This window comes from Psychrobacter sp. CX10 (assembly GCF_057621575.2).
On sequence record NZ_CM177736.1, the window covers coordinates 1,176,019 to 1,197,721 of the forward strand.

Below are 21,703 nucleotides of genomic sequence, written 5' to 3' on the forward strand. Positions count from 1 at the left end.
TGACATGTATAAGTTAATGTATTTAACATTTATTGAATATCAGCTTTTATAAAATAGCATTCATTTTTAATATGATGACAAATATTAGCGCCGTCATCAAGATCAGTACTCGGTGCAGTAGTGTTGAATCAAATATACTTGTCATCATGATATTTGAATCTTGAACGATGTTATAGCTATGATTATCTATATCATAATTTTGAGTAGCGTCATCGAATTTACGCATGGTCTCTAGAAAATGCTCTAAGAACCATTCAGACCATTCAAGTGGTTTAAAAGGTATGAACTGTATAAGTTCAGGAGAATTAGATTGGATTGAGTCTTTAAGCCGTATGCTGTCGTCTAGATTCAAACTTCGCATACGCCAATCATCAAAACTGTATTTTTTTATAGGCTTTAATAGAATTACTTTGATTGTTTTATGTCTATCATCCTTATAAATCCTTTCCATCAAAGGTAATAAGACGTCTTTGTTACCTTCTAAACACTGCATAAACTTCTTTTTATTATTACAAAGCATGCCTCTGATATTATATTTACGATTATAATCTTCGGCATGATAGAGTATATGTTCAAATATTGAAGCATCCAATTTCTTACTTAAAGTGCTGACATACACCAGCCTTAAAAGCTGCTTATCATCCATTTTGTATGATTCATTATTTAATTTGGCAAAGCTTGAAACCATCATTCAATATTCTCTTTTTAAATCTTTATACAACCACACTGTATTTTTTTATCTTAAAGTACTGATTTTATTTATAAATTAACTCTCAACCAGATTATATAACTACACTCATATTTTTATATAAAATTATTTAGCCTATAAAAAATATGACTATAATAACCTATAGTCATATTTCTATTGCCAAAGCTTATTATATAGAAAAAATGGATCCTCTGTATTTAAAATTTCTTACATATAATATAAAAAAAGGAGATGTATGAAAACGTATATGGTCGGTGGCGCAGTACGAGACAAACTACTTAACCGTGACTACACTGACAAAGACTTTGTAGTAGTCGGTGCAACTCCAAAACAAATGCTAGAAGCAGGCTTTATACAAGTCGGTGAGGACTTTCCTGTATTTCTACATCCTCAAACTAAAGAAGAATATGCTCTAGCACGTACCGAACGTAAATCCGGTAAGGGCTATAAAGGGTTTGAAGTATATGCGTCACCAGAAGTAACTATTGAGGATGACTTATTACGCCGTGATTTGACCATTAATGCCATGGCGATAGAAGTTAAAAGCTTATTTGACGATAATCCTATTTACGCAGATATCGTTGACCCCTACCATGGTCAGCAAGATCTTAACGATAAAATTCTACGCCATGTCTCGCCCGCATTTAGCGAAGATCCCCTCAGAGTATTGAGAATCGCTCGATTTTATGGTCGTTTTTACAATACCGAATCTAATGATAACTTTAGTATAGCCCCTGAGACAGTTTTATTAATAAATGATATAAATAACAGCGGCGAATTATATCACCTAACCGCTGAAAGGGTATGGCAAGAGACCAGTCGAGCTTTATTGGAAGGCTCCCCGCAAGCTTACATAGATTGCTTAATTCAGATCGGCTCCCTACCCTATATTATGCCTAACCTTGCAAGTGCATTAGAAGACATTCGATTGAAACTTTTAGTATTTAATTCATTACAACTTGCAGGTGAATATAAGTTGAATTTGGCTCAGCGCTGGACGATACTAAATTTTGCCTTCAATGTAGATTACGAAATTCGCTTACATGGTTCGCTCAATACTAAACCTACTAATGACGCTGACAGCCAATGGATGGTTCAATCTAATAAATTGGCACAACGGTTAAAAGTGCCTACTAAAATTATTCAATTCACGAAAGCTTATATAAATTGCTACCCTTACTTGTGTAGGTTAGAGGATCTCACGGCAAATGATATTGCAAATTTTATAAAGGCTACTAAAGCTGACAAGAGCAACCTTGAATTAAATCAACTTATACAAGTACATAAAATTTTAGAGCTTACATCCGTCCAGATTAACTTTGACCAGTATATTAAAGCGTTTCAACGAATATCTATCAAAGATGTTGATAAAGGGCTGCAAGGTAAAGCAATTGGTGACGCAATACAACAAGCTCGAGTAAATGCAATCAATACGCTTCTTTGATTTTTGATAAAAAAATAGCGTATGACGCTTGCAAAATAAAATTTTTCAGGTAATATAATGCGTCTAATAAAGTTGTTTAAACAGCTTGCTTTAGGGCCCATAGCTCAGTTGGTTAGAGCGCACGACTCATAATCGTTCGGTCGTAGGTTCAAGTCCTACTGGGCCCACCATATTTTGAAAGTAAAAATAATTAAGGCTTACCTATTTAGTTTAGGTGAGCCTTTTTTTATTCTTTATTAATTACTGCTTACCCCACAAGTATTTTTCTATGATGCCATCATTGGTGGTGTAATATAATTCATCGCCATCAATCAAAGCTCTAAATTTTAAATCATGTGCATGATTTGAATCAGTCATATGTCCATAGCGGAGGTTTCGATTCATAAACTTAGCCGACATTGGATCAATTTCATACTCTACTGCTTTGGTTTGATAGTTAAAATTATTTGATTCCGACAACTGCTGGAGATATGGAATCGTCACTTTGTACTTTCCTTTATCCATAACTGATGATAAAGCTTTACTGTCCTTATCAAGCATTAGATCGAATTGAGGGGTAAAGTCCTGATCATGGATACTAACTGTGTCCTGAGAGACAATTTTAGGTGCTTCTGACACATCGAATAAAGTGGTTTGAATGCCAATTGGTACTGCTCTTTCATTAACGGTATAGCCTACTCCCATCAAATATGTATCATTCATTTGGTGCAGGTAAGCCGAATAGCCGGGCATTTCTAGTTCACCCTCCATTTTTGGATTAGTAGGATCAGATAAATCTATTTTATACAATGGATCCGAATTTTTAAATGTAACAATATAGCCCTGATTACCCATGAAACGAACCCCTTTTATACGTTCACCAGGTTTGCCGATTGCCTTAGGTTTTTGCTTATTGGGTAATGTGGCTAATGTAACCAATTCAAGCTTAGTATCAGACTCTTCTAATGTATGCAGCATATTTTTAATTCCATCTGCACTATCGGAGCTGGTTGCAATACGTAATATACCTTGATATTCATTCATACTAAAGCTAGGTACTTCTTCATTAATGATACCTTCTACTTGACCAGAACCAACATAACTTATTTCTTTAACATCATTGTCAATAGCAAACTTATGGAGGGTTGTTTTCTCTATAGGTGGTATATACTCCATCATACTAGGTTCCACATCACTATTTTCAAGCTCAGATGTGCTGTCAGTTTGATAGTATTCATTATTGGCAAAATACATAGCAGCATCACTCATATAAAAGCCATTTGCACTGCTCGCCACACATATGCTCTTATGTTCCCTACTTTTGAGATTAATTTTATGTATTAATGTTAAATCCCTATAATTTATTGAAGCTGAGTTATTATCTTTATTGGACCTAGGCACATAACACGCTTTAGGGTCAATAGGTTTACCATCACTTCCGAGTGGCATACGTCTTGCTAACTCTTGTTGAGACAGCCTATATTTATCTTGACATCGCCCAATAGCTGATTCAGGAGTTGATGCTAATTTATCAACTATATTGATATAGTAAGAATCACTGTCACAATTAAAATTATCTGGTAAGTCGATACTATTTTGGGTTATCACATACAAATCATCATCGATCTTACGAGACTGCTTATAATCTCCAGTTAATCTAATAGATAATGTAGATTCTGGGGCATGGATATCTTTTATATCATAGCCTTCAATGTCTATGAAGCTATTCGAGCGCCCTTGACTATATGGATCGTATGAAAAACCTGCTAAATTTAGAGCATAAAGATGGTTTTTAGTAAGGTATATACCTTCCAGCTCGTTGTCGGTATATATTGATATTGAGCTAATTTTAGACGGAAGTAAGGTTGATGAAGAAATTTGGCGATTTGTAATTCGTGGATTATTTTGGGATTGATTTTGGGACTCATCTTGATTGTTATTTTGAATAAAGCTTGCTTCTTTAAAGTCTGACTTATTATAGATTCGTATCGCTTTTTTACCCTCTTTATCTCCATATAGAAAAATATAATTAGCGTTTTGCTTTACAAAATCAGCTTCATCTACTCCTTGTTCAATTAAATTAGTTTTGGAGTAACTTACACTTGTAGCAGATTCGTCTGAAGCCGCAGCTGCATCTTCTAAAAAAGAGTCATAGTCTATATTGTCGTAATCATTATAATAATAATCGTTACTAATCATATCTTCAATATGACTGCTCATAGCATTGTTGATGTGGTCTAATAGCGCCCTTTCTCCTTTGACTAAAGAGTATTTACCGACAGGTTTGTCGCTAGGATACTCACCTATATAATCTTTATCGGATTGAGTAGTCGTTGATTGCGTAGAGGTATTACTTTTTAAGAGTCCTGACTCTGTGTCATTGACAGACTGATCGCAGCCAGTTAATTGAAAACTGGCTATAGGTAGGATTAAAAAGAGAGGTATCAATTGTCTTGTTAACATCAAACTTCCATATTAATTGTTTTTAAATGACGATTTATAAGCGAGATGGATTAATGATTTAATAATAGCTTAAACAAAAAACCTTTTAAATACACGCATTTGGTATTCAAAAGGTTTATCAAATTTGATTCTCATGCTAATTGATCAGTCTACATATTTTGGTAAGCCGCAACTTCTAAGCTTGGCATAATAAGCATTATTCCAACTATAAAAAAAGGTATAGAGATTAAGCTTTTTAGGAAGGGGGATTTACATTTATCCCAGCGCGTTATAATAAAATATAAGTTAGCAAAGGGGACAAATAAGTACATGAGACCCCATGCGGTTGACTCTCTAAAAGCAATGATTATGAGTTTGATACCGTAAAATAAAGAGATAGCGAGTCCAATAAAAAATAAAATAAGCCCTAAAATATACATTTGGTTTCCAGAATAAGTGGTTTACAAATTATTAATAGATAATTATTAAGGTTTAATAATTATCTATTTTCAATTCTAGTAAATATATAGACTTATTAAAATAAAAACAATGTAAATCTTAGATAAATTAATAATAGTTAGTAATTATATATTGAAGTTATCATTGATAGCGCTAGTCAATGTTACCATCTTTGACGTTATACGATTCTTGCATAATTTTATTGAGTTTAGGCTGAAGCACCCAAACACCAATTGGATAAAACCAGATTAAAATCATATTAATAAAGTATTCATTTTTCTTTTCCGCTTTATGCTCAGCTAGCGTTATGGTTTTACCCAAATAATAAAAAATATATAAAATGCCGACTATCATTATGAGTTGTATTAAGAACATATAATGAAAATAATTGAAAATAGCGCTTTCAAGATATGAGTTATTTATTGAACTAACCATTATGAACATAAAGCTTGTAAATATTAAAAACAAAATAAATACGGCAGTTGCAGCAAACTTAAATCTTTGTAAATGTGGTTTTAGATGCATAGGAATTTTTGCATATAACTTAGTGCCTATTGCCCAGTACCACATCAATAAAAAGATTTGACCGATAAACGATAATAAAATATTAATCCCAAATACGGTAGAAAATGTAGACTCAAATGCGCTGATAGATGACGCACTGCTTGAACTTATGGTTTTAAAGAGAATAAACATACAAACCATTTGCAGTATGAATGGTATGGCAAAAATTAGTATGAACACCTGCCAATGTTTTAGTTTTAGAAGTTTAATAAGCATAAATTCATCTTTTAAATATTTTTGAAGAAAATTCTATCAATGTTTATTACAAAATTTAAATATAGCGCTATAAATAGCAAAAGACATTGATCGTAAGGTTATTAATAGTAAAGGATATTAATAGTAAAGGTTATTTAGATTAAATGTTATAGGCGATAAAGTAATTATTTAAAATAATCCACTTTAACCCTTAGAGCCTTTGTCTTACCTCGCAACACCTTATTATCGACTCGTTTACGCTTGGCATTACGGCTAGGTTTGGTAGGTCGTCTGGTTTTGCTCACACGAGTGGCAGAAACAATAAATTGTTTCAAACGCTCGATTGCGTCCTCTTTATTTCGCTCTTGGGTGCGGTGCTGCTGCGCTTTAATTATCAGTACGCCGTCTTTAGTGATGCGATTGTCTTTGGTATCTAGTAAACGCTGTTTTAGCGCATCGCTTAGGCTTGACGCCTTAATGTCAAAACGCAGATGAATGGCGGATGAAACCTTGTTAACGTTTTGCCCGCCAGCGCCTTGGGCGCGAATAGCGGTCAGTTCCACATCGGTGTCATAGAGGGTTATGCTATTATTGGCGCTATCGATATATATCATGGTGATTGTATTCATTTTATTTATTTATATTTTTTATAAACACTATGCCCAAAAAACAAGAATAATATATAAAAAAAACCTCCTCCTAATAAAATATCGGCATAACCATAACTGGTTGATCTCATTGCTGCGCCAACTATAATATACGTTGCTGGTACTGCTGGCAGTACGTATCTTAAGAACTTGTGCTCCCAAAAATAGCCAATAATGAACATAAACCCCACTGAAATAGCAAAACCAATCCACTTTAAAGCGTCTAAAGAAAAAATAATGATATCTCCTTCGTAGAGCCGTTTTTTATAAGGCTTAAAAATTTAATGAAAAAGTGACTGACTTTGAATATGTTAGTAAGACAGGTCGTGAATATAGCAAGTTTAAGAATTTCTTTGATAAAGCATACTATCGTATAAAACACCCAAAATAGTTTGAATATATGTAATCAAGCTTTTAGTATATGCTAAGCACTTAGCTTCATATCAAGCATCAACCGAAGAAAGCGATTAAACTTATCAGGGTTTGAGAGTAAATGGTTAGTCATCCCTCTAAATGAGGCTTCAGCGTCAAAAAGCGCATCTTCGGCGGCAGTTGGATAAGTGCCTAACATAATCTGATCGGTGGTATTATTTTCAAATTGCTTTACGACTATTTCATTTTCGTTAATCTTATCCCAAATAGTTTTATGGAAGTTCACCATATCATCTTCGGTAAACCCCTCCCCTGCAAAAATATGATTAAGCTGACGAATAATCTCTGACAGATAATCTTCTTTTTTGTCCTTAGGTGTCGCTGTCCCCAGTCCGCCGGCAGGATCTAGCTTATAGTCCTCAGAGTGCTCCTGTAGCTTTAAGTCCTGCTGTTTGAGTTTAGACACACGGTATAGTGCCGTCGATAAGCTGTACCTTACCTTTGCGCTCGGCGGTTTTATGATTGGTTAATATCCAAATATAGGTGGCAATACCGGTGTTGTAGAACATATCGGTGGGCAGTGCGACAATGGCTTCTAATAAATCTGACTCCAAAATATAACGTCGTATTTCACTCTCACCGCTACCTGCCCCACCTGTAAATAAGGGAGACCCAATTAAGATAATACCGATACGACTGCCCTGATGACTGTCATCCGAACCTGATGGGGATCGCATCTTACTGATTAGATGCAATAAGAACAGTAGCGATCCATCCGACACCCGTGGCACGCCGGGTCCAAAACGACCGTCATAGCCTTTTTGTGCATGCTCATCTTTAATCTCGCCAGCTATCCTTTTTCAATCCTCCCCAAACGGCGGATTAGACAACATATAGTCAAACTGTTTACCCGCCAACTGATCATCAGACAAGGTATTATCCAGCTTAATACGGCTCACTTCTTGACCTTTAATCAGCATATCGCCTTTACAAATGGCGTAGGACTCAGGGTTTAACTCTTGCCCAAAGGCACGCATCACCGCATTTGGGTTTAACTCGAGTACATATTCCATACCAGACGATAAAAAGCCGCCTGTACCTGCGGTGGGGTCATAAATGGTACGAATAATACCCTCTTTGCCTAGTGCGGCGTCGTCTTCCATAAATACCAACGACGTGGTTAAGCGGACAATATCACGCGGGGTAAAGTGCTCCCCTGCGGTCTCATTCGAGCTTTCTGCAAAGCGGCGGATTAACTCCTCAAATACCAAGCCCATCTCATGGTTAGAAACAGCATCAGGGCTTAAATCGATGTTCATAAACTTCTGCACCACTTTATACAATAAGTTGGCATCGTTTAATTGCCCGACAAACTCTTCAAATTTAAAGTGGGCAAATATCTCACGCGCATCTTTTGAGAATGACTGAATATAGTGACTTAAATTGGCTTCGATATCGCTTTGCCCCATGGTTGCCAGTGTTAACGATGAGGTGTTGTAGAACGCTAAGCCATTGGTCTTACGCAATAAATATTTAGTTTCAGCAACCTCTGTTTGTGGCTTCTGCTCCTCTGGCAACTGTTGCAAACGCTTTGACTCAGCCAAAACAGCGTCTTTGGTGTCTTGTAAAACACACTCCAAGCGGCGCAATAAGGTAAATGGCAAAATAATTCGACCATACTGCGACTGTTTGAAGTCGCCCCGCAATAGGTCGGCAACCGACCAGATAAAGGCGGCTAGATTGGTTGACGTGATAGATTTTGAAATTCCAGCGCTAGAAATTGATATAGGACTCTTTAAATAATTGTATAATTTTATAGTTAAATAAATAAATAACTGGATGCGTTGATAAGTAAGTTTAGGTTTATGAGGGTTATTTGTCCATTCTTTTAATAAATGTCAAATTAAACCATTGGGATGACTTAGCTCATGTAAATTAGTTCGTTTAACTTAGTTCATGTAAATTAGCTCATTTAACTTGACTCGTATATTTAAGTTTACGAAGCTAAACGAATGTCAATTATATAAATCATCAAATTCCTATTTTTAATAGGTGATTGGTTCATACTCTATATGGAAAGCCAAGCTCACAATATGCTAAGTTAAACCTATCATTTAAAGTCTTAATACTGCCCCTAGTTTAATTCTAAAGATTTATTCAAACCCAGATGGTTCAAGTCTTTAATAATTTAAGAGGTAACTTTATGCAAGCCATACCTATTCCCCCGTTAGAGCAGACCCTTGAACGCTTTATAGACGGTATCTCACCATTATTAAACCCCCAACAGATTGAGCAAACTCAACAAGCTGCTGAAGCGTTTAAACAACAAGGTGGGGCAAAGCTACAAGAGCGATTAATAGACTATGCCGAACTGCAAACGCAGAAAGGGGAAAGCTGGCTGACCGATCTTAAGCTTAATGAGTATCTGCACGATGGCCGCACCCATTCCATAACCAATAATGCTAGCCTGCAATTAGACTACCCTTACTATACAAAGGCTCAAAATGCTCAGGATCAAAGTCGAGGTGCCGAACAAAGTATAGCGCGTACTGCATCCCTTATTCATCGCTTACTACGCTTGCACATAGATTATATCAATGATGATATCGAGCAGCCTGTAGATGCACGCAATCAGCCTATATCTATGTACAACTGGCGAATGCTGACAGGCTCCATGCGTATCGCCAATAGCCAACAAGCAGACTTACAAGTAGACTTACAAGCTGTCAAACAATCTGACAAACAAGCTAAAAACTACGATTATTACTATTATGCTCCAAAGCAGGCTGCTAATCGTTTGATTAGTGTGTTATGGCAGGGTCATCATTTCAGCGTTCAAGCAACTGATGGCAATGGTCATATCTATTCAACGTCTGCCATTGAAAGTGCGCTTAAATCAATTTTGCAAGGCGACTATAAGCAACAAGCCTATGGATTTAGTGAAATTAGCGCTTTAGACAGTATTAAAGCCCAAAAATACCTAGATCAGCTTTGTGATCAACCACACAATCAACAGGTGTACGACGCTTTAAAAAATAGCTTATTTTGCTTTTCTTTATATCATTCAGGCGTTGATGATGAACAGCAAATCAAACAGCAGACCTTTATACCGGGCAATGCTTGGCAATATAAGCCCAACACCTATCAGATGGATTTAGATTCAGATTTTCTCACTATCCACTTTGAGCACAGCGAAATTGATGGTGCGGCCATATTACAAATGTTCAACTATGCATTACATGTTGAGTTAGACAATACTGAATTGGCTCAAGGTGTGATGAATATAGAACAAATGGATTGGGAATATGATGCCGACTTTGCAAAGCACGTTAAACAAGACATCGCAGATATTTATACACAAGCAGATCAACTAAACGTACGTATTTGTACCGCAGACTATATAGACATAACCCGAAAAGTTAGTCATGATGCGCTAATGCAATTTGCGATGCTATATGCGCAGTTAAAGGTATTCGGTAAAGTCCGTAACACCTATGAAGCAGTTGATACCAGTCACTTTATGGCAGGACGTACCGAAGCCTTACGTCCTAATAGTGCTGAAGCCATTGAACTTGCTACTTCGCTATTAAATAATGAAGCGACTACAGATGATCTTGATAAAGCATTGGCTGCACATAAACAGCGCGTGATTGCTTGCAAAAAGGGTCAAGCCTTTGACCGTCATTTATCAGGTCTAAAGTATATGATTGATATATATGATGATTCAAGCAACGATCTTACTAATGACCAAAGCATCAAAGCGTTTTACAACAGTCCCGGTTATAAGACTTTAACCGGAGGTGACTTCTTATCTACCTCATCTATGGGTAGCCAAACACCCGTTAAGCGTATTCTATTCGCCCCCGTTATGGAAGGCGGCTTTGGTGTTAACTATAGCTTAAATGATAAAGACTACGAAATTGTTTATTTTGGTGATAAGCAAAGTAGTCAGTATTTAGATGCTATGTGTCAAGCCAGCGTCGAAGCTATTGAAAAGATAGTTAAATTGGCAGGCTAGCTAAAGACGTAATTCATTATTAGCATACATCAATCACCTTCAATCATAATGTCATCAAACTAATATACTGTGTGAAACTGTTCTTTATCTCGTCTACAATTTAAATCGTCCGGTTTATATAGTCCGGGATTACCATAGGTGGTAAGTTAAACTGACCACTAGCATTAAAAGTGGTCTTGAACTCATCTGTAAGATAGACACTAACATTAGCAACAGGTTGATGCGTATTTTTATTCAATAACTGGCCTGATAAAGCTGGGGTAACATAAAACTCTGTAGTACCAGGAGTTATAAAGGCACTAAATTACAAAGGTGTTACACTTATTAAAGAGGGTGTTTTATAATGCTTTATCCTTAACCCCGTCAGGTAATGGCATACAGTTAACCTCTTTTTGCGATTCGTTTGGCTTACAGTATGTTAGTTTATCAATATAGCTACTTTCAACCTCATAGCTACTTTCAGCCTCATAGCTACTTATACCCTCAGGTAAAGGTTCTAAATATATTTTACCTATATGGATGTGATATGGAACTTCTAAAGTATGTTTGATTTCTGATGTTTTAAGTCCAAAGTTCCAGTAACTTTTAGCAGCATAACCATCTTTATATATATAGATATCACCCTCTGATACCTCATTCAATGTTATAACATCATAATCTGAGGAGCTATAAGAGTACTTAAAAGCACTTAATTTGAAGTAACCATCGCTATTAGTTTTAGTTTCATGAATACTGTTTTCACTAATTAGAACATTACTTAAGGGTTTATTAGTCTCTTTATCTATCACCTGTCCTGTAATGATAGGAGTAACATAGTAATGACTAACTGGTCCGGATGCACAGCTTAAAAGGCACAGTGGAGCAAATGAACTGATCATTAAACCTTTTAAATTTCTCAATGTTCTCATAAGATTACAACCTATTTAATGCTGAGCTTTGATATGGCTAGCAAACCTAGAACATCTTCTTCACTTGCCACTACTTTGTCGTATTAATCAGATGGTCTAATCTCAGAGTATTTCATTAAATGATACTCAATACCGGTAAATTTGTGACTACCATTTATAAGAACCTGAAATAACGGTTCCTCCATGATTGGTCTTAGCACTAAAAGTTATGAAGGCGGTCAAAGTACTATTCTGATTTGAAGTAATATGATACATAATAGGTTATGATTATAGTTAAAGTACAAACTTGTTCTTTATTATATTTATGATTTGCATTTTTAATTATATCTGGTTTTGTATTAGAGGGTGTATATAGTAAGTTATAGTGACATTTCTATTTATCAATAATATGTCGACGACCAACTTAATGATCAGACGGGTGCGATATTCAATTAGTTTAATAAGATTTTCTTTATCTTAATTAACCCTGCTCAGTAGTCATATTTTGGGCAAAGGAATGCAATCAATTTCTTTTTGTGATTCATTTGGTGAACAATAAGACATTGTTTCTACATATTCATAAACTCTATCATATATATGCTCGCCTTTAGATAATGGGGTTAAGTATAGGCTGCCCATATCGATAGTCACTGGGGTTTTGGTATCAAAATCTAATACAGGCAGAGGTATACCATCTACATTGAACAGTCGGCGTTGATATCCATCTCCTTCAATCATAATGTCTGCAAATTGATATATTCTGTGCAACTGTTCTTTATCTCGTCTACTATTTATAGCGTCCGGGACTACCATAGGTGGTAAGTTAAACTGACCACTAGCATTAGAAGTGGTTTGGAACTCGTCTGTTAAATAGATACTAACATTAGCAACAGGCTGTTGTGTGTTTTTATCCAATAACTGGCCTGATAAAGCTGGGGTAACATAATACTCTGTAGTGCCAGGGCTTATACAGGCACTTAATAATAAAGGTAATATGGTTATTAAAGATAGGGCTTTATAATGCTGCATCATTAACCCCGTCAGGTAATGGCATACAGTTAACCTCTTTTTGCGATTCGTATGTTTGGCAAAATGACATTTTTTCAACAGTTTCATATGCAACGTCGTTGATGGATATACCTTGAGGAATCGGCTCCAAATATATCTTGCCCAAATGAACATGATACGGAACTTCATCAGTATATTTTACTTCTAAAAATCTAAGCATAGAATTTCCAATGTACTTTCTTCTATAGCTTTCTTCATAAAAAAGAAATTCACCTTCGCTCATTAATTGTAGCCCTAAACCATTATCTGATGACGTATAAGTAACTTTTTAGGCTGGCAATTTAAAATATCCGTTATGATCTGTCGTTGTACCATCCTCACTTGTTTGGGAGATTAAGACGTTTTTAATCGGTTTATTAGTTGTCTTATCTAGCACTTGACCAGTAACTATAGGTGAAGAATAGATATAGGTTATTGATTCTGAAGAACAGCTAACTGAATAGAAAGGTATTAAACTTACAATTATTAGTCCACTTAATAATTTTAGTATTTTCATCGAATCAATCTCCAACTTATCTATCTATAATATCCCTTTGAAATCGTTTTAATTAGCCACTACTCACTCATTAAAATTAATCGGTGGATAGTAATCATTGGGGAGAAAAACTTGTACCCTCAACTATTTGAAATAGGTTAAACCTCTACATTTGGATATATTATTTTTAAATTGAAATTAAAATGTTATAAAATACTAAAATATTAAGCAAAAGAAAGAATAAGAGCCATATAGAAATTATAATATTATTTCCGAATAAAATGGTGGCGTAGTTAATATTAAAGAAACTATTTATCTCTTAAAACTCAAAAAACCATAATTATATAATGATAGCATTCAAAAAAGTATGCTTTTTATTATTGGCTTAATAAAATAAAGGGCGTTACATAACGCTAAGTAATAAAACTCCATTTCCTTTTATTAGTAATACGAAATCATTAATGACTGAGCCTTTCAAGTAGGATAAACGATATGAATCATTGTAGATGATATGAATTCTATATGCACGATGCTTTAACCGATGGTCGAGCTATTAGATTGTTTAATGTCATTGATGATTATAACCGTCAAGCTTTGATCATTGAGGTCGACTTCTCATTAATCGCTCAAAGAGTTATACGCAGTTTAAATCAACTTATAGAATGCCGTGGTAGGCCTAATTAAATAAGATGCGATAATGGCCCTAAATATATCAGCAATGATTTAAAGGACTGGGCAACTGAGCAAGGTATTGTTATCGAATACATTGAGCCTGGTAATCCTCAGCAAAACACCTATGTAGAGCGGTTTAATAAAACAGTGCGTTATGATAGGCTTAATCAGGTGCTATTTGATAGTTTAGATCAAGTGAGACAAAAGGCTGAGGTTTGGCTCAATCACTATAATAACGAGAGACCCAATATGGGTAATGGTGGATTTACGCCTATTCAGAAACTTAATATGGCAGCTTAGTTCTACTTATTTGGTGTTTTAAATTTGGGGGTATTTCAATTACATCATGTATTCAGGTTTATCGTAAATTTTGGGTGGCTGATGATTGTCTATAGGCGATTCTATGATATCAGAGTTTACTGGTTGATTTAATTCTTTAATTTCTGCTTTGTTATTTATATATGTAGAGTAAGAATCATGATCAGAAGTGCAAGAAATCATAACCATTACAGTGAACGATATAATCAATAGTTTTCGCATCAATCAAGATTCCTAATACTTAATTTTCCGACATATTGGATATATGTTAGCTTAGTTCAAACTAACTAAGATACTTTAAAGAGTTAGGCTAAAGAAAATATAAGGTTGCTATTGAATTTTTTACAAAGATTTTAAAGTCGCAAATGTCATTGTAAAAGGTACAGATATCAAATACATTGCTTTAAAATAGCGGTGTCAGCAAAGTTACCTTCAAAATCTAGGACCTTATTTAAACAGCTAATTTTATCCATTAAAGATTGTGCCTCATTTTGGCTTAACTTCTGCTCATCGTTATAGTCTATTTTAGTATAGCCTCCTAAAACAAGCTGAAGCGCAAGTCCATAATTTACTCGAACTTTATACTTTATATAATCTAGTTCTATGGTTTTTCTTCTGAACTCTTCGAGCAAGTCATTAGTATCACACTTACAAATTTTATCTGAGTTATTTATATACTGTAACATCAAAGCATCTCCTGATTTTACGAGCAACTTAGGAGATGGATAGTAAACCGAAGCCGTACTGTATCGATTCCATGCTGTTCCATAGCTATTTTTAGAAAATGCTATATCGCCTTCTTTTTCAAGGTTGAGCAAATATTGATAGCTTTCTTTTTTCTTAGCAACAGTTTTAGGCGCTTCCCAACTATTTATAAACCGGCTTAAGATCGCTTCTGAATCCTCAAAACCTTTAGAAGATTTTAAACTTTGCTTCAACCACGATTTTAACTCATCTCTTTCTGTCGTATGATGATTAATAACTTTATGATCATTATGTGTCACATCTTCGTTAGTCATGCAAGATGTAATAGCCAAACAGGTACATAGCGGGAGGGTTATTATTGACACTATTTTTTGCATCGTGTCTTCCTAATGATTAGTTTACCGACGTAACGTGAGTCTGTTTGTCTATGACTATTAAGCCACTCATTTACTTTTTAAATTTGATGTTTAACTTAAATAGGCTAGTATTTGGTTTACTAGGATTATTTAAAAGTCTGAGAGTGTTACTGATAAACTACTCGAGGAATGTAGATAAATCATACTGTTTATGAAGTCAAAAAAATAAGACAAATATAACCATACTACCCAATCCAACCACTTATTCTTAAATAGTGCAAAAGTAGGTTATTCTGTACTGGCTATATTAGCTAATATTAACTTTACACCGATATATAGCTATTAATATGTATTGTATGATCTTTATCATAAACAAAAATATTCCTAAACGTACATAAAAAAGCTTCACTAATAATATTATTTATACCAATTGCTACGTTGTTTTCATTACGGCGTTTTATTTTTTAAACCTCGGCTAGTTGGCATGTATAAATTATTTAAATCAAACTTTTTAGGTATACCGAAACTGACCCCTTGTATACAACGTTTATCATTTTCATCGTTTATTCTAACTTCTAAACCCAAACTTCCTATCTGATTCTTTTCATCAAGAATCTTTGCAAAATATAGGAGCTTTCCTCTGGGGTCCATCACAAATTTTGGAAACTCCTCTTTGAATTGAGGTCGACTTATACACAATTCGTTTATCAGTTTAATAGATAGGATTTGACTATTAGTCATACTTTCTTTAAAAATAATTTGATTTACAAATAAACTATAATTTGTAGTTTGATCAACTTCAAAGTGATGAAATACTGGTGAATCGACACTTACCAATGCAAAATTATTATTATAAAATGATTCTATTTGATGAGTCGAGTAAGGATAGTTATTTGAAAAGTATTCGATCGTACTTAGTAACTTTTGTTTATTGGAATCTGACTCGTTAACTACTTTAATTTCATGAGTTACCGGCTCTAAGCTCAGTAAGGAGCATGAATAAAGTACAGATGATGACATAATAGATATTATTAAAGTAATAATTTTTAATAATCTATTGCTTATGTCATTCATATAATTCTCTGTATTATTATAAAAACCTAAAATAAACTAATAAAACATACCCCACTCTCTACTAATAACGTAGGCTATGCCTTAGCCCAGTAATTTCAAATGGGCTTTAATTTGTTGGACTAAAAGCACTAGCCTACAAAGATTATTATTAATATGAGAACAGGATAAAACATATAAAAGTTATATAATGTTTATAAAAGACCTAATCTAAATAGTGGCTTAATAATTACCTTCATCATAACGCCTGCTATTAAAAAACTTCATACGTCTCACCTGTTGTAGAAGTCTTAGTAAATCTATAGTACTCTCCCATCTCTACCAGCCTTGATCATTATCTCCGTACTTATCATAAATCGAATCTTTTGACGCTAGTTCATTGGTATCTACATGACTTAAAATATCGTTACCACTATTATTTAAGATTTCTTCTCTGATCATGTAACTATAAGTCATAGCACCGCCTTCGCCTTTTAATTTGCTATTAACATAAGCTTTCTTAGTTGTGGTATCAATTTCTCTAGCATAAGTAGCGTGTCCTACTTCATGAGTCAAAGCGTGCATAGCTATATTAGGAAAGGTTTTAAAGTATTCTGAAACAACTATTAGTTTGTCATAGTAGTTAGTATACGTACCTTCACTATCAGGACCCCATATAACATCCCAGCCATCATAAAATAGATCAGTCATGTTTTCTTTAAAATTGGTGAATGAATCGCTATTTCATCAACATCACTTCCCAAGCGAGTAGTAAAAGCGTCAACTTCACTACTTAGTTCGGTTGATTCTGGTGAACTTATGGATAAATCACTCGTTGCTGACTTAGATAAAACTAACGTCGCCGAAGGCTCAATCCCACCAACATCAAAATCAGAAAACGCAAATGACTGCTGATTTGCAATCAATTTTGATCCACAACTGGTAACATCACCTGCACGAGCAATCGGTTGACCGTCTACAATAAAGGTTGAGTCGCCGGTAACAATAGTGACAACTTTTTTACACTTTTTACAGGCAACTTTATCGCCTTTGCGAGCGATAGGTATGCCATTGTGGGTAGAGTGAGGAGAACCTGAAATAACGGTTCCTACATGCTTGGTCTTCGCACCAACAGTGATGTAAGCGGCTAAAGTACTATCATGTTATGTGAGAACGGATATTATAGAGTTTGATTATGGTAAAAATATCGAAATATGCGCTTGTTCTTTATTGTCTTGAATGACACCGTTGTAATTCATTAACTGATCTTGTCTATTACTATTCAATAAAAATGACATTAATCCAAACATAATAGCGAGTAATAGCCCCACAACTAAGAATATCAACCATGCGGGTATTTCACTACTTAACGTATGTTTAATCTGATCAGGTATGGCCCAAAATGGTGAAAACTCGTTCTTATTCCCTCTAAGATGTTCAATTTCATCGCCCAATCTTGAGATTAAATAGCGTATCTTTTCGGGTGCTTCAAGCCTATACCTACCTTGAAATCCTAATAACATACAATAGTGGTAAACCTCTAAGGCAGGCAGATGCGTCTCCCCTTGTTCACGCAGTCTATCTAAGCGTTCAAAAAATTCATCACCCGCGATCTGAGAACCAAAAAGCTCTAATTGTAGAGGGTTAATCTCCCACCTATCCTTTAAAGTTTGAAATTCAGGCTCTTGCGCCGTCATGATGGTTTCATCAATTAATGCACAATATGCATATTTGGACTCATGGATGTCCTCAGATGAAAAACCTTTTTTACGCGCAGAGTTTTCGAATTCATTTAGAAACTCATGAATATGACGTCTAAACTCAATGGGATTGGTGCTGTAATAATGATTACGTAATAAAAAAACAAGATAAAAACCATCGTACATGATATCGACTAGAGATTGGCTTTTAATCCGTTTGTCTAAGGTTCCTAAAGACACCTTTGATGCCACCTCACCGGTATCTAACAAAGAAGGTGCTTTAATTGTGGACTTATTATCCGGCATTCTAATTCCTAAATTAAACTTTTGCGTAAACTATGTTTAAGTAAGTTGTTCACCGTTTCATGAATAACTTATTCTTTGTATATAACGCTTTTAAATGTACCTTAAATTTATTGAACAATGGCCATTAATTCCATTTTTAAATCATCAAAGCCGTTGGGCACGTATATACATATGGCCTCTGCCTTAAGCATATCATCATAGACTTCACCAAATGGTTCGATATGGAAGTAGGTGAACCCAGGTCTCACAGGTATGGCACTTGGTACTTGAGTAACATGCATAATCGTTGTACCAGGGAGCGCGGACAATACTCGCTTTTCTACACCATCTGGCGTCGCAATTTTAAAGCGTCTCGGTACAATTTCTATAAGTTCATGCATAGGTAAGGACGAACTTAACGCCAAATACAATCTTGAATCACGATTGATTTTATCACTCGCAAGCTCACCAAGATAGTATGAAGGTTTGGTTTGTACTAAAGGTATAGATACAAAGTTACTAGCAATGACAGTATTTAATAGCTCTCGAATCATTCTAATAACTGTATCAAATGATTCGTTAGTATGATCGTGGCTATAAGCTGGTAAGTCGCTGACTTTATAAAGAGAGCTAAAGGTACATAATTGACTGGCCACATTTAATAGAACTTCATACAATCTCTCTGGATGCAACATAGCATTGTTAAACATATGGCTAAGCTGAGAATATGCTGAATTTAAAGCATGTAACAACCAAAAAGAAGCAATGTCGGAAGATCTAAATTCCAAAAGATTGTTATTGGTTTGACGGTGATGATCATACAAAGCCGAGGCTTTAGTATTAATCATCGTCATCAGCCGATTTACATGATTAATTAATGATTCATTACTAGCGATATGCAAGCTTGGCACCAAATAATCTTCAGCAACTTGGTAGCCTCCTTGAGGATTACGCAACAACTTAGCCACCAGTACTGCAATGCCTTCATTGGTATTAGGCTGAGGGGATGAATTAAGTTGAATTTTAGGAGATAGGCTAATGACATCTACCATAGATTCTGTTGCTTCAGTGTATAAATCAAAAGCTTCTATGGTTTTTGACTTATATCTTGCAGAATTATCGCTTGATTGAGTTTGTATATTGCCACCATCCGCATGTACTACTTCAAGATTAAGAAATACGTAAACCTCATCTCCCACATCACTATTATTCAAAGAGACTGAAGGCGGTAACATATCCACTTCAGGGGCTTGATATATTGTACCATCAGGGAAAATGCTAGAAATTTTGGTAAAATTCAATATATTACTGTCCAATAAGGACACATCAATTTCTACATCATCTATACCGTAGAAATAGGGATGCTGAGCACGCATCATGGCAAATCGTTGATGCTTATTGAAATTATCTTGTTGCTGGAAATGTTGAGGTCTTAGAAACAGTCCTTCACCCCATAATACTTGTTGTTTGTTCAAGGGTATCTCCTAAAGACAACTTACTAATGGTGATTGATAAAATTCGAGTTTGGTTTGATAACTTGACGACATCTCTGGATCTATACCCTTTGTTATGAACGCATCGCACCCACCTATAGATATTGTTAAAGGGTTTTTGAAATCCACACTTTCAATAGGTATCAAAAATTGCGAGCGTTTTTTGGTATATCTTAAATCTATTTTGACAGCGATAAATTTTGTTTCTTCTGTCAAATTTAGAACCGTTTGAGCTTCTCTATTCGGTATGATACTTATCTCTTTACTGGCTAGACTCTGAACATCAGCAAAGTCATCTTTATTCTCTAATGCAGCAATATAGGCAGTGCTTGCAGTGGCTTGATTGCCTCTACCAGCGTTAGCCTGTTTCGATGGATTAAAGACTATAGTTACCTTTTGGCGCTCTAGTTTTTCTTGTAATTCTTTTTGCTGTTCGATTAAGGCATTCATCTGCTCTTTTAATTCATTAATGCTTTCATCATTCTGAACTGCATTAATGTCGTCAGTATTGATACCTTCTTTGGCATCATCTTTGTTGAATACAGATACTTTATCTAATAAAGGTTCTACGCTATTTGATACGGTTTCGCAGCCTACGAGTAGAGATATACTAGCTATGCAAAGCGCTTTAGGTATTAATTTTAATTGAGCTTCGTTTAACTGGGCAATAAAGCTTCTTTTCTTATGCAAAGCCATATACATCATCCTTTTATAATACACTTTAATAACAGCTATTTTAATCACAGCAAAAACAAAGCATTGTGTTTTTATGGTGGAAACATCCAGACTAATGTGTTTGATAGGTTATTGGGAGGTTAGTATTCTCGCCATTTCAGGACGTCCAAGTACACCTTTTTTGGTCAACTGAACATGCCCTAAATCCATCATCTTCCAATCACCACCCCAAGTTAGACCCATAGATTTCGCAACTTTTCCATATAGTCTATAGCCTTTCATTGCCCAAGGGTCGCGCTCAGAGATCACAATTTTGCCATTTCGAATAAAGGCGCTGTCCGCAGCAAGACCAAACTGATGGTAGCTTCTATAAGATCCCGCTTTAGTAACACTTGGACCTTTAGCAAGTAGCTTCGCTTGCCTGCCAGGGCTTCTATACCCTTCTAATAGAACCATCTCATATCCGTACTGATCGTTCATTATTTTATAAACTGCCAGCAGCCGTTGGACGAACTCTGAGTTCATTTTATTCCAATTTCGGTCTGCATTTTTTATATTGATATAGCCACTGTTTAAATGCGTTGATAGCATATCATATGACATCTCACCTTTAAACTCTGGCGGAGCAGTTGTTACATCAACAGGGGCAGTGTTGAAATCACCTCGAACCAGCAAATCATTTGAAGGCGTATAACTATTTAATCCTTGCAGCCCAATGTTTTGATTGGCTCTATTCCAATACCCTTCATCAACTTGCTGGGCTTTTAGACTTTCAAGCTCTGCATCTAATTGAGCAAATAGAGCCTTCGGAGGTTCTGGCGGCGGCTTCAAGCGCTCACCTTCTAAAAGCTGACTCACTTGTTGATTATAACCACTATTCCCCGTCGCACTGTGCCGATAGACATCTAGTGAGGTGTGGCTGATTACCCAATAGCAGATCAACGCAGTAATAACTATTAAAACGAATGATAATAAGTATGCAGGATGAATATTGGTACTTAATAAAGAGCCGTTAAGATATTTAAACCCTTTAAATTTAAGAGGGGTTTTGTTTATATTGCTCTTAAAATTTAACGGATTAATTTTCTTGATTAAACCATGGTTTTTGACTTTGTCAGAACTTAGTTGTTTTTTATTTTTATTACCAAATAATTTTTGAGACGTTAATTTATGAAACATTAACTTATAAA

General features: G+C 35.3%; 18 protein-coding genes, 1 tRNA gene and 3 pseudogenes. 4 read left to right on the forward strand and 18 right to left on the reverse strand.

The genetic code is table 11. The features are described from left to right. Positions 1-46: 46 nt before the first annotated feature. A complete protein-coding gene (locus AC21OH_RS04540) occupies positions 47-691 on the reverse strand; it encodes a BLUF domain-containing protein (RefSeq protein ID WP_487371449.1) in 645 nt (214 codons plus the stop codon). 253 nt (positions 692-944) lie between these two features. On the opposite strand from AC21OH_RS04540, the gene AC21OH_RS04545 reads away from it, so the two are divergent. Both AC21OH_RS04545 and AC21OH_RS04550 read left to right on the forward strand, forming a co-directional pair. Next, positions 945-2,153: a tRNA nucleotidyltransferase/poly(A) polymerase-related protein gene (locus AC21OH_RS04545; RefSeq protein ID WP_487371450.1), complete on the forward strand. Its 1,209-nt coding sequence runs from the start codon at positions 945-947 to the stop codon at positions 2,151-2,153. 93 nt (positions 2,154-2,246) lie between these two features. Then, positions 2,247-2,323: transfer RNA gene (locus tag AC21OH_RS04550), tRNA-Ile, on the forward strand. A gap of 70 nt (positions 2,324-2,393) precedes the next feature. Here AC21OH_RS04550 and AC21OH_RS04555 read toward each other — a convergent pair. The 5 genes and pseudogenes from AC21OH_RS04555 to AC21OH_RS04575 all read right to left on the reverse strand — a co-directional run. Further along, positions 2,394-4,595, reverse strand: coding sequence for a beta-propeller domain-containing protein (locus AC21OH_RS04555; protein WP_487371451.1), 2,202 nt, complete (start codon positions 4,593-4,595; stop codon positions 2,394-2,396). A 591-nt stretch (positions 4,596-5,186) separates the two neighbouring features. Then, positions 5,187-5,813: a hypothetical protein gene (locus tag AC21OH_RS04560; RefSeq protein WP_487371558.1), complete on the reverse strand. Its 627-nt coding sequence runs from the start codon at positions 5,811-5,813 to the stop codon at positions 5,187-5,189. A gap of 164 nt (positions 5,814-5,977) precedes the next feature. Then, complete coding sequence (arfB, locus tag AC21OH_RS04565; RefSeq protein WP_487371557.1) at positions 5,978-6,421, reverse strand: alternative ribosome rescue aminoacyl-tRNA hydrolase ArfB; 444 nt, start codon at positions 6,419-6,421, stop codon at positions 5,978-5,980. Between the two features lie 442 nt (positions 6,422-6,863). Then, on the reverse strand, positions 6,864-7,277 hold the full coding sequence (locus AC21OH_RS04570; protein ID WP_487371556.1) for a hypothetical protein: 414 nt from the start codon (positions 7,275-7,277) through the stop codon (positions 6,864-6,866). A 7-nt stretch (positions 7,278-7,284) separates the two neighbouring features. After that, positions 7,285-8,565: pseudogene (locus tag AC21OH_RS04575) on the reverse strand (type I restriction-modification system subunit M); the annotation flags it as partial. Between the two features lie 449 nt (positions 8,566-9,014). Between AC21OH_RS04575 and AC21OH_RS04580 the strand changes: the two are divergent. After that, positions 9,015-10,829: a choline/carnitine O-acyltransferase gene (locus tag AC21OH_RS04580; RefSeq protein ID WP_487371555.1), complete on the forward strand. Its 1,815-nt coding sequence runs from the start codon at positions 9,015-9,017 to the stop codon at positions 10,827-10,829. 338 nt (positions 10,830-11,167) lie between these two features. On the opposite strand, the gene AC21OH_RS04585 is transcribed toward AC21OH_RS04580, so the two are convergent. The 3 genes from AC21OH_RS04585 to AC21OH_RS04595 form a co-directional block, all read right to left on the reverse strand. Beyond that, the gene (locus AC21OH_RS04585) at positions 11,168-11,737 is read right to left on the reverse strand and encodes a peptidase associated/transthyretin-like domain-containing protein (RefSeq protein WP_487371554.1); all 570 of its coding nucleotides are present in this window, start codon (positions 11,735-11,737) and stop codon (positions 11,168-11,170) included. Between the two features lie 477 nt (positions 11,738-12,214). Further along, positions 12,215-12,748 (reverse strand): peptidase associated/transthyretin-like domain-containing protein, encoded by a 534-nt coding sequence (locus AC21OH_RS04590; RefSeq protein ID WP_487371553.1) that lies wholly within the window; start codon positions 12,746-12,748, stop codon positions 12,215-12,217. After that, positions 12,732-13,007, reverse strand: a complete 276-nt coding sequence (locus AC21OH_RS04595) for a hypothetical protein (protein ID WP_487371552.1) — start codon at positions 13,005-13,007, stop codon at positions 12,732-12,734. Before AC21OH_RS04595 ends, AC21OH_RS04590 begins: the two co-directional genes overlap by 17 nt. A gap of 771 nt (positions 13,008-13,778) precedes the next feature. On the opposite strand from AC21OH_RS04595, the pseudogene AC21OH_RS04600 reads away from it, so the two are divergent. Continuing rightward, positions 13,779-14,231: pseudogene (locus AC21OH_RS04600) on the forward strand (integrase core domain-containing protein); the annotation flags it as partial. Between the two features lie 407 nt (positions 14,232-14,638). Here the strand turns inward: AC21OH_RS04600 and AC21OH_RS04605 are convergent. From AC21OH_RS04605 to AC21OH_RS04645, 9 genes and pseudogenes are all read right to left on the reverse strand, one after another. Further along, positions 14,639-15,268, reverse strand: a complete 630-nt coding sequence (locus AC21OH_RS04605; RefSeq protein ID WP_487371354.1) for a hypothetical protein — start codon at positions 15,266-15,268, stop codon at positions 14,639-14,641. Positions 15,269-15,757: 489 nt separating this feature from the next. Next, entirely contained in the window at positions 15,758-16,384 is a 627-nt protein-coding gene (locus AC21OH_RS04610) for a hypothetical protein (protein WP_487371355.1), read from the reverse strand. A 315-nt stretch (positions 16,385-16,699) separates the two neighbouring features. Continuing rightward, entirely contained in the window at positions 16,700-17,071 is a 372-nt protein-coding gene (locus tag AC21OH_RS04615) for a hypothetical protein (protein ID WP_487371356.1), read from the reverse strand. Then, complete coding sequence (locus tag AC21OH_RS04620; protein WP_487371357.1) at positions 17,068-17,286, reverse strand: hypothetical protein; 219 nt, start codon at positions 17,284-17,286, stop codon at positions 17,068-17,070. The genes AC21OH_RS04615 and AC21OH_RS04620 overlap by 4 nt, the downstream gene beginning before the upstream one ends. A gap of 51 nt (positions 17,287-17,337) precedes the next feature. Further along, positions 17,338-17,499: pseudogene (locus AC21OH_RS04625) on the reverse strand (PAAR domain-containing protein); the annotation flags it as partial. A gap of 54 nt (positions 17,500-17,553) precedes the next feature. Further along, positions 17,554-18,366 carry a type IVB secretion system protein IcmH/DotU gene (gene icmH, locus AC21OH_RS04630; protein ID WP_487371358.1) on the reverse strand — a complete coding sequence of 271 codons (813 nt, stop codon included), beginning with the start codon at positions 18,364-18,366 and terminating at the stop codon, positions 17,554-17,556. A 107-nt stretch (positions 18,367-18,473) separates the two neighbouring features. Next, positions 18,474-19,820, reverse strand: a complete 1,347-nt coding sequence (tssK, locus tag AC21OH_RS04635) for a type VI secretion system baseplate subunit TssK (protein ID WP_487371359.1) — start codon at positions 19,818-19,820, stop codon at positions 18,474-18,476. A 9-nt stretch (positions 19,821-19,829) separates the two neighbouring features. Further along, positions 19,830-20,534, reverse strand: coding sequence for a hypothetical protein (locus tag AC21OH_RS04640; RefSeq protein WP_487371360.1), 705 nt, complete (start codon positions 20,532-20,534; stop codon positions 19,830-19,832). 108 nt (positions 20,535-20,642) lie between these two features. Beyond that, on the reverse strand, positions 20,643-21,692 hold the full coding sequence (locus AC21OH_RS04645; protein ID WP_487371361.1) for a M15 family metallopeptidase: 1,050 nt from the start codon (positions 21,690-21,692) through the stop codon (positions 20,643-20,645). Positions 21,693-21,703 lie beyond the last annotated feature (11 nt).

Bases quoted from the DNA above. Each gene is read 5' to 3' on its own strand.
- AC21OH_RS04540 (WP_487371449.1), bottom strand. From the start codon at position 691: ATGATGGTTTCAAGCTTTGCCAAATTAAATAATGAATCATACAAAATG.
- AC21OH_RS04545 (WP_487371450.1), top strand. From the start codon at position 945: ATGAAAACGTATATGGTCGGTGGCGCAGTACGAGACAAACTACTTAAC.
- AC21OH_RS04555 (WP_487371451.1), bottom strand. From the start codon at position 4,595: ATGTTAACAAGACAATTGATACCTCTCTTTTTAATCCTACCTATAGCC.
- AC21OH_RS04560 (WP_487371558.1), bottom strand. From the start codon at position 5,813: ATGCTTATTAAACTTCTAAAACTAAAACATTGGCAGGTGTTCATACTA.
- arfB (WP_487371557.1), bottom strand. From the start codon at position 6,421: ATGAATACAATCACCATGATATATATCGATAGCGCCAATAATAGCATA.
- AC21OH_RS04580 (WP_487371555.1), top strand. From the start codon at position 9,015: ATGCAAGCCATACCTATTCCCCCGTTAGAGCAGACCCTTGAACGCTTT.
- AC21OH_RS04585 (WP_487371554.1), bottom strand. From the start codon at position 11,737: ATGAGAACATTGAGAAATTTAAAAGGTTTAATGATCAGTTCATTTGCT.
- AC21OH_RS04590 (WP_487371553.1), bottom strand. From the start codon at position 12,748: ATGATGCAGCATTATAAAGCCCTATCTTTAATAACCATATTACCTTTA.
- AC21OH_RS04595 (WP_487371552.1), bottom strand. From the start codon at position 13,007: ATGAGCGAAGGTGAATTTCTTTTTTATGAAGAAAGCTATAGAAGAAAG.
- AC21OH_RS04605 (WP_487371354.1), bottom strand. From the start codon at position 15,268: ATGACTAACGAAGATGTGACACATAATGATCATAAAGTTATTAATCAT.
- AC21OH_RS04610 (WP_487371355.1), bottom strand. From the start codon at position 16,384: ATGAATGACATAAGCAATAGATTATTAAAAATTATTACTTTAATAATA.
- AC21OH_RS04615 (WP_487371356.1), bottom strand. From the start codon at position 17,071: ATGACTGATCTATTTTATGATGGCTGGGATGTTATATGGGGTCCTGAT.
- icmH (WP_487371358.1), bottom strand. From the start codon at position 18,366: ATGCCGGATAATAAGTCCACAATTAAAGCACCTTCTTTGTTAGATACC.
- AC21OH_RS04640 (WP_487371360.1), bottom strand. From the start codon at position 20,534: ATGGCTTTGCATAAGAAAAGAAGCTTTATTGCCCAGTTAAACGAAGCT.
- AC21OH_RS04645 (WP_487371361.1), bottom strand. From the start codon at position 21,692: ATGTTTCATAAATTAACGTCTCAAAAATTATTTGGTAATAAAAATAAA.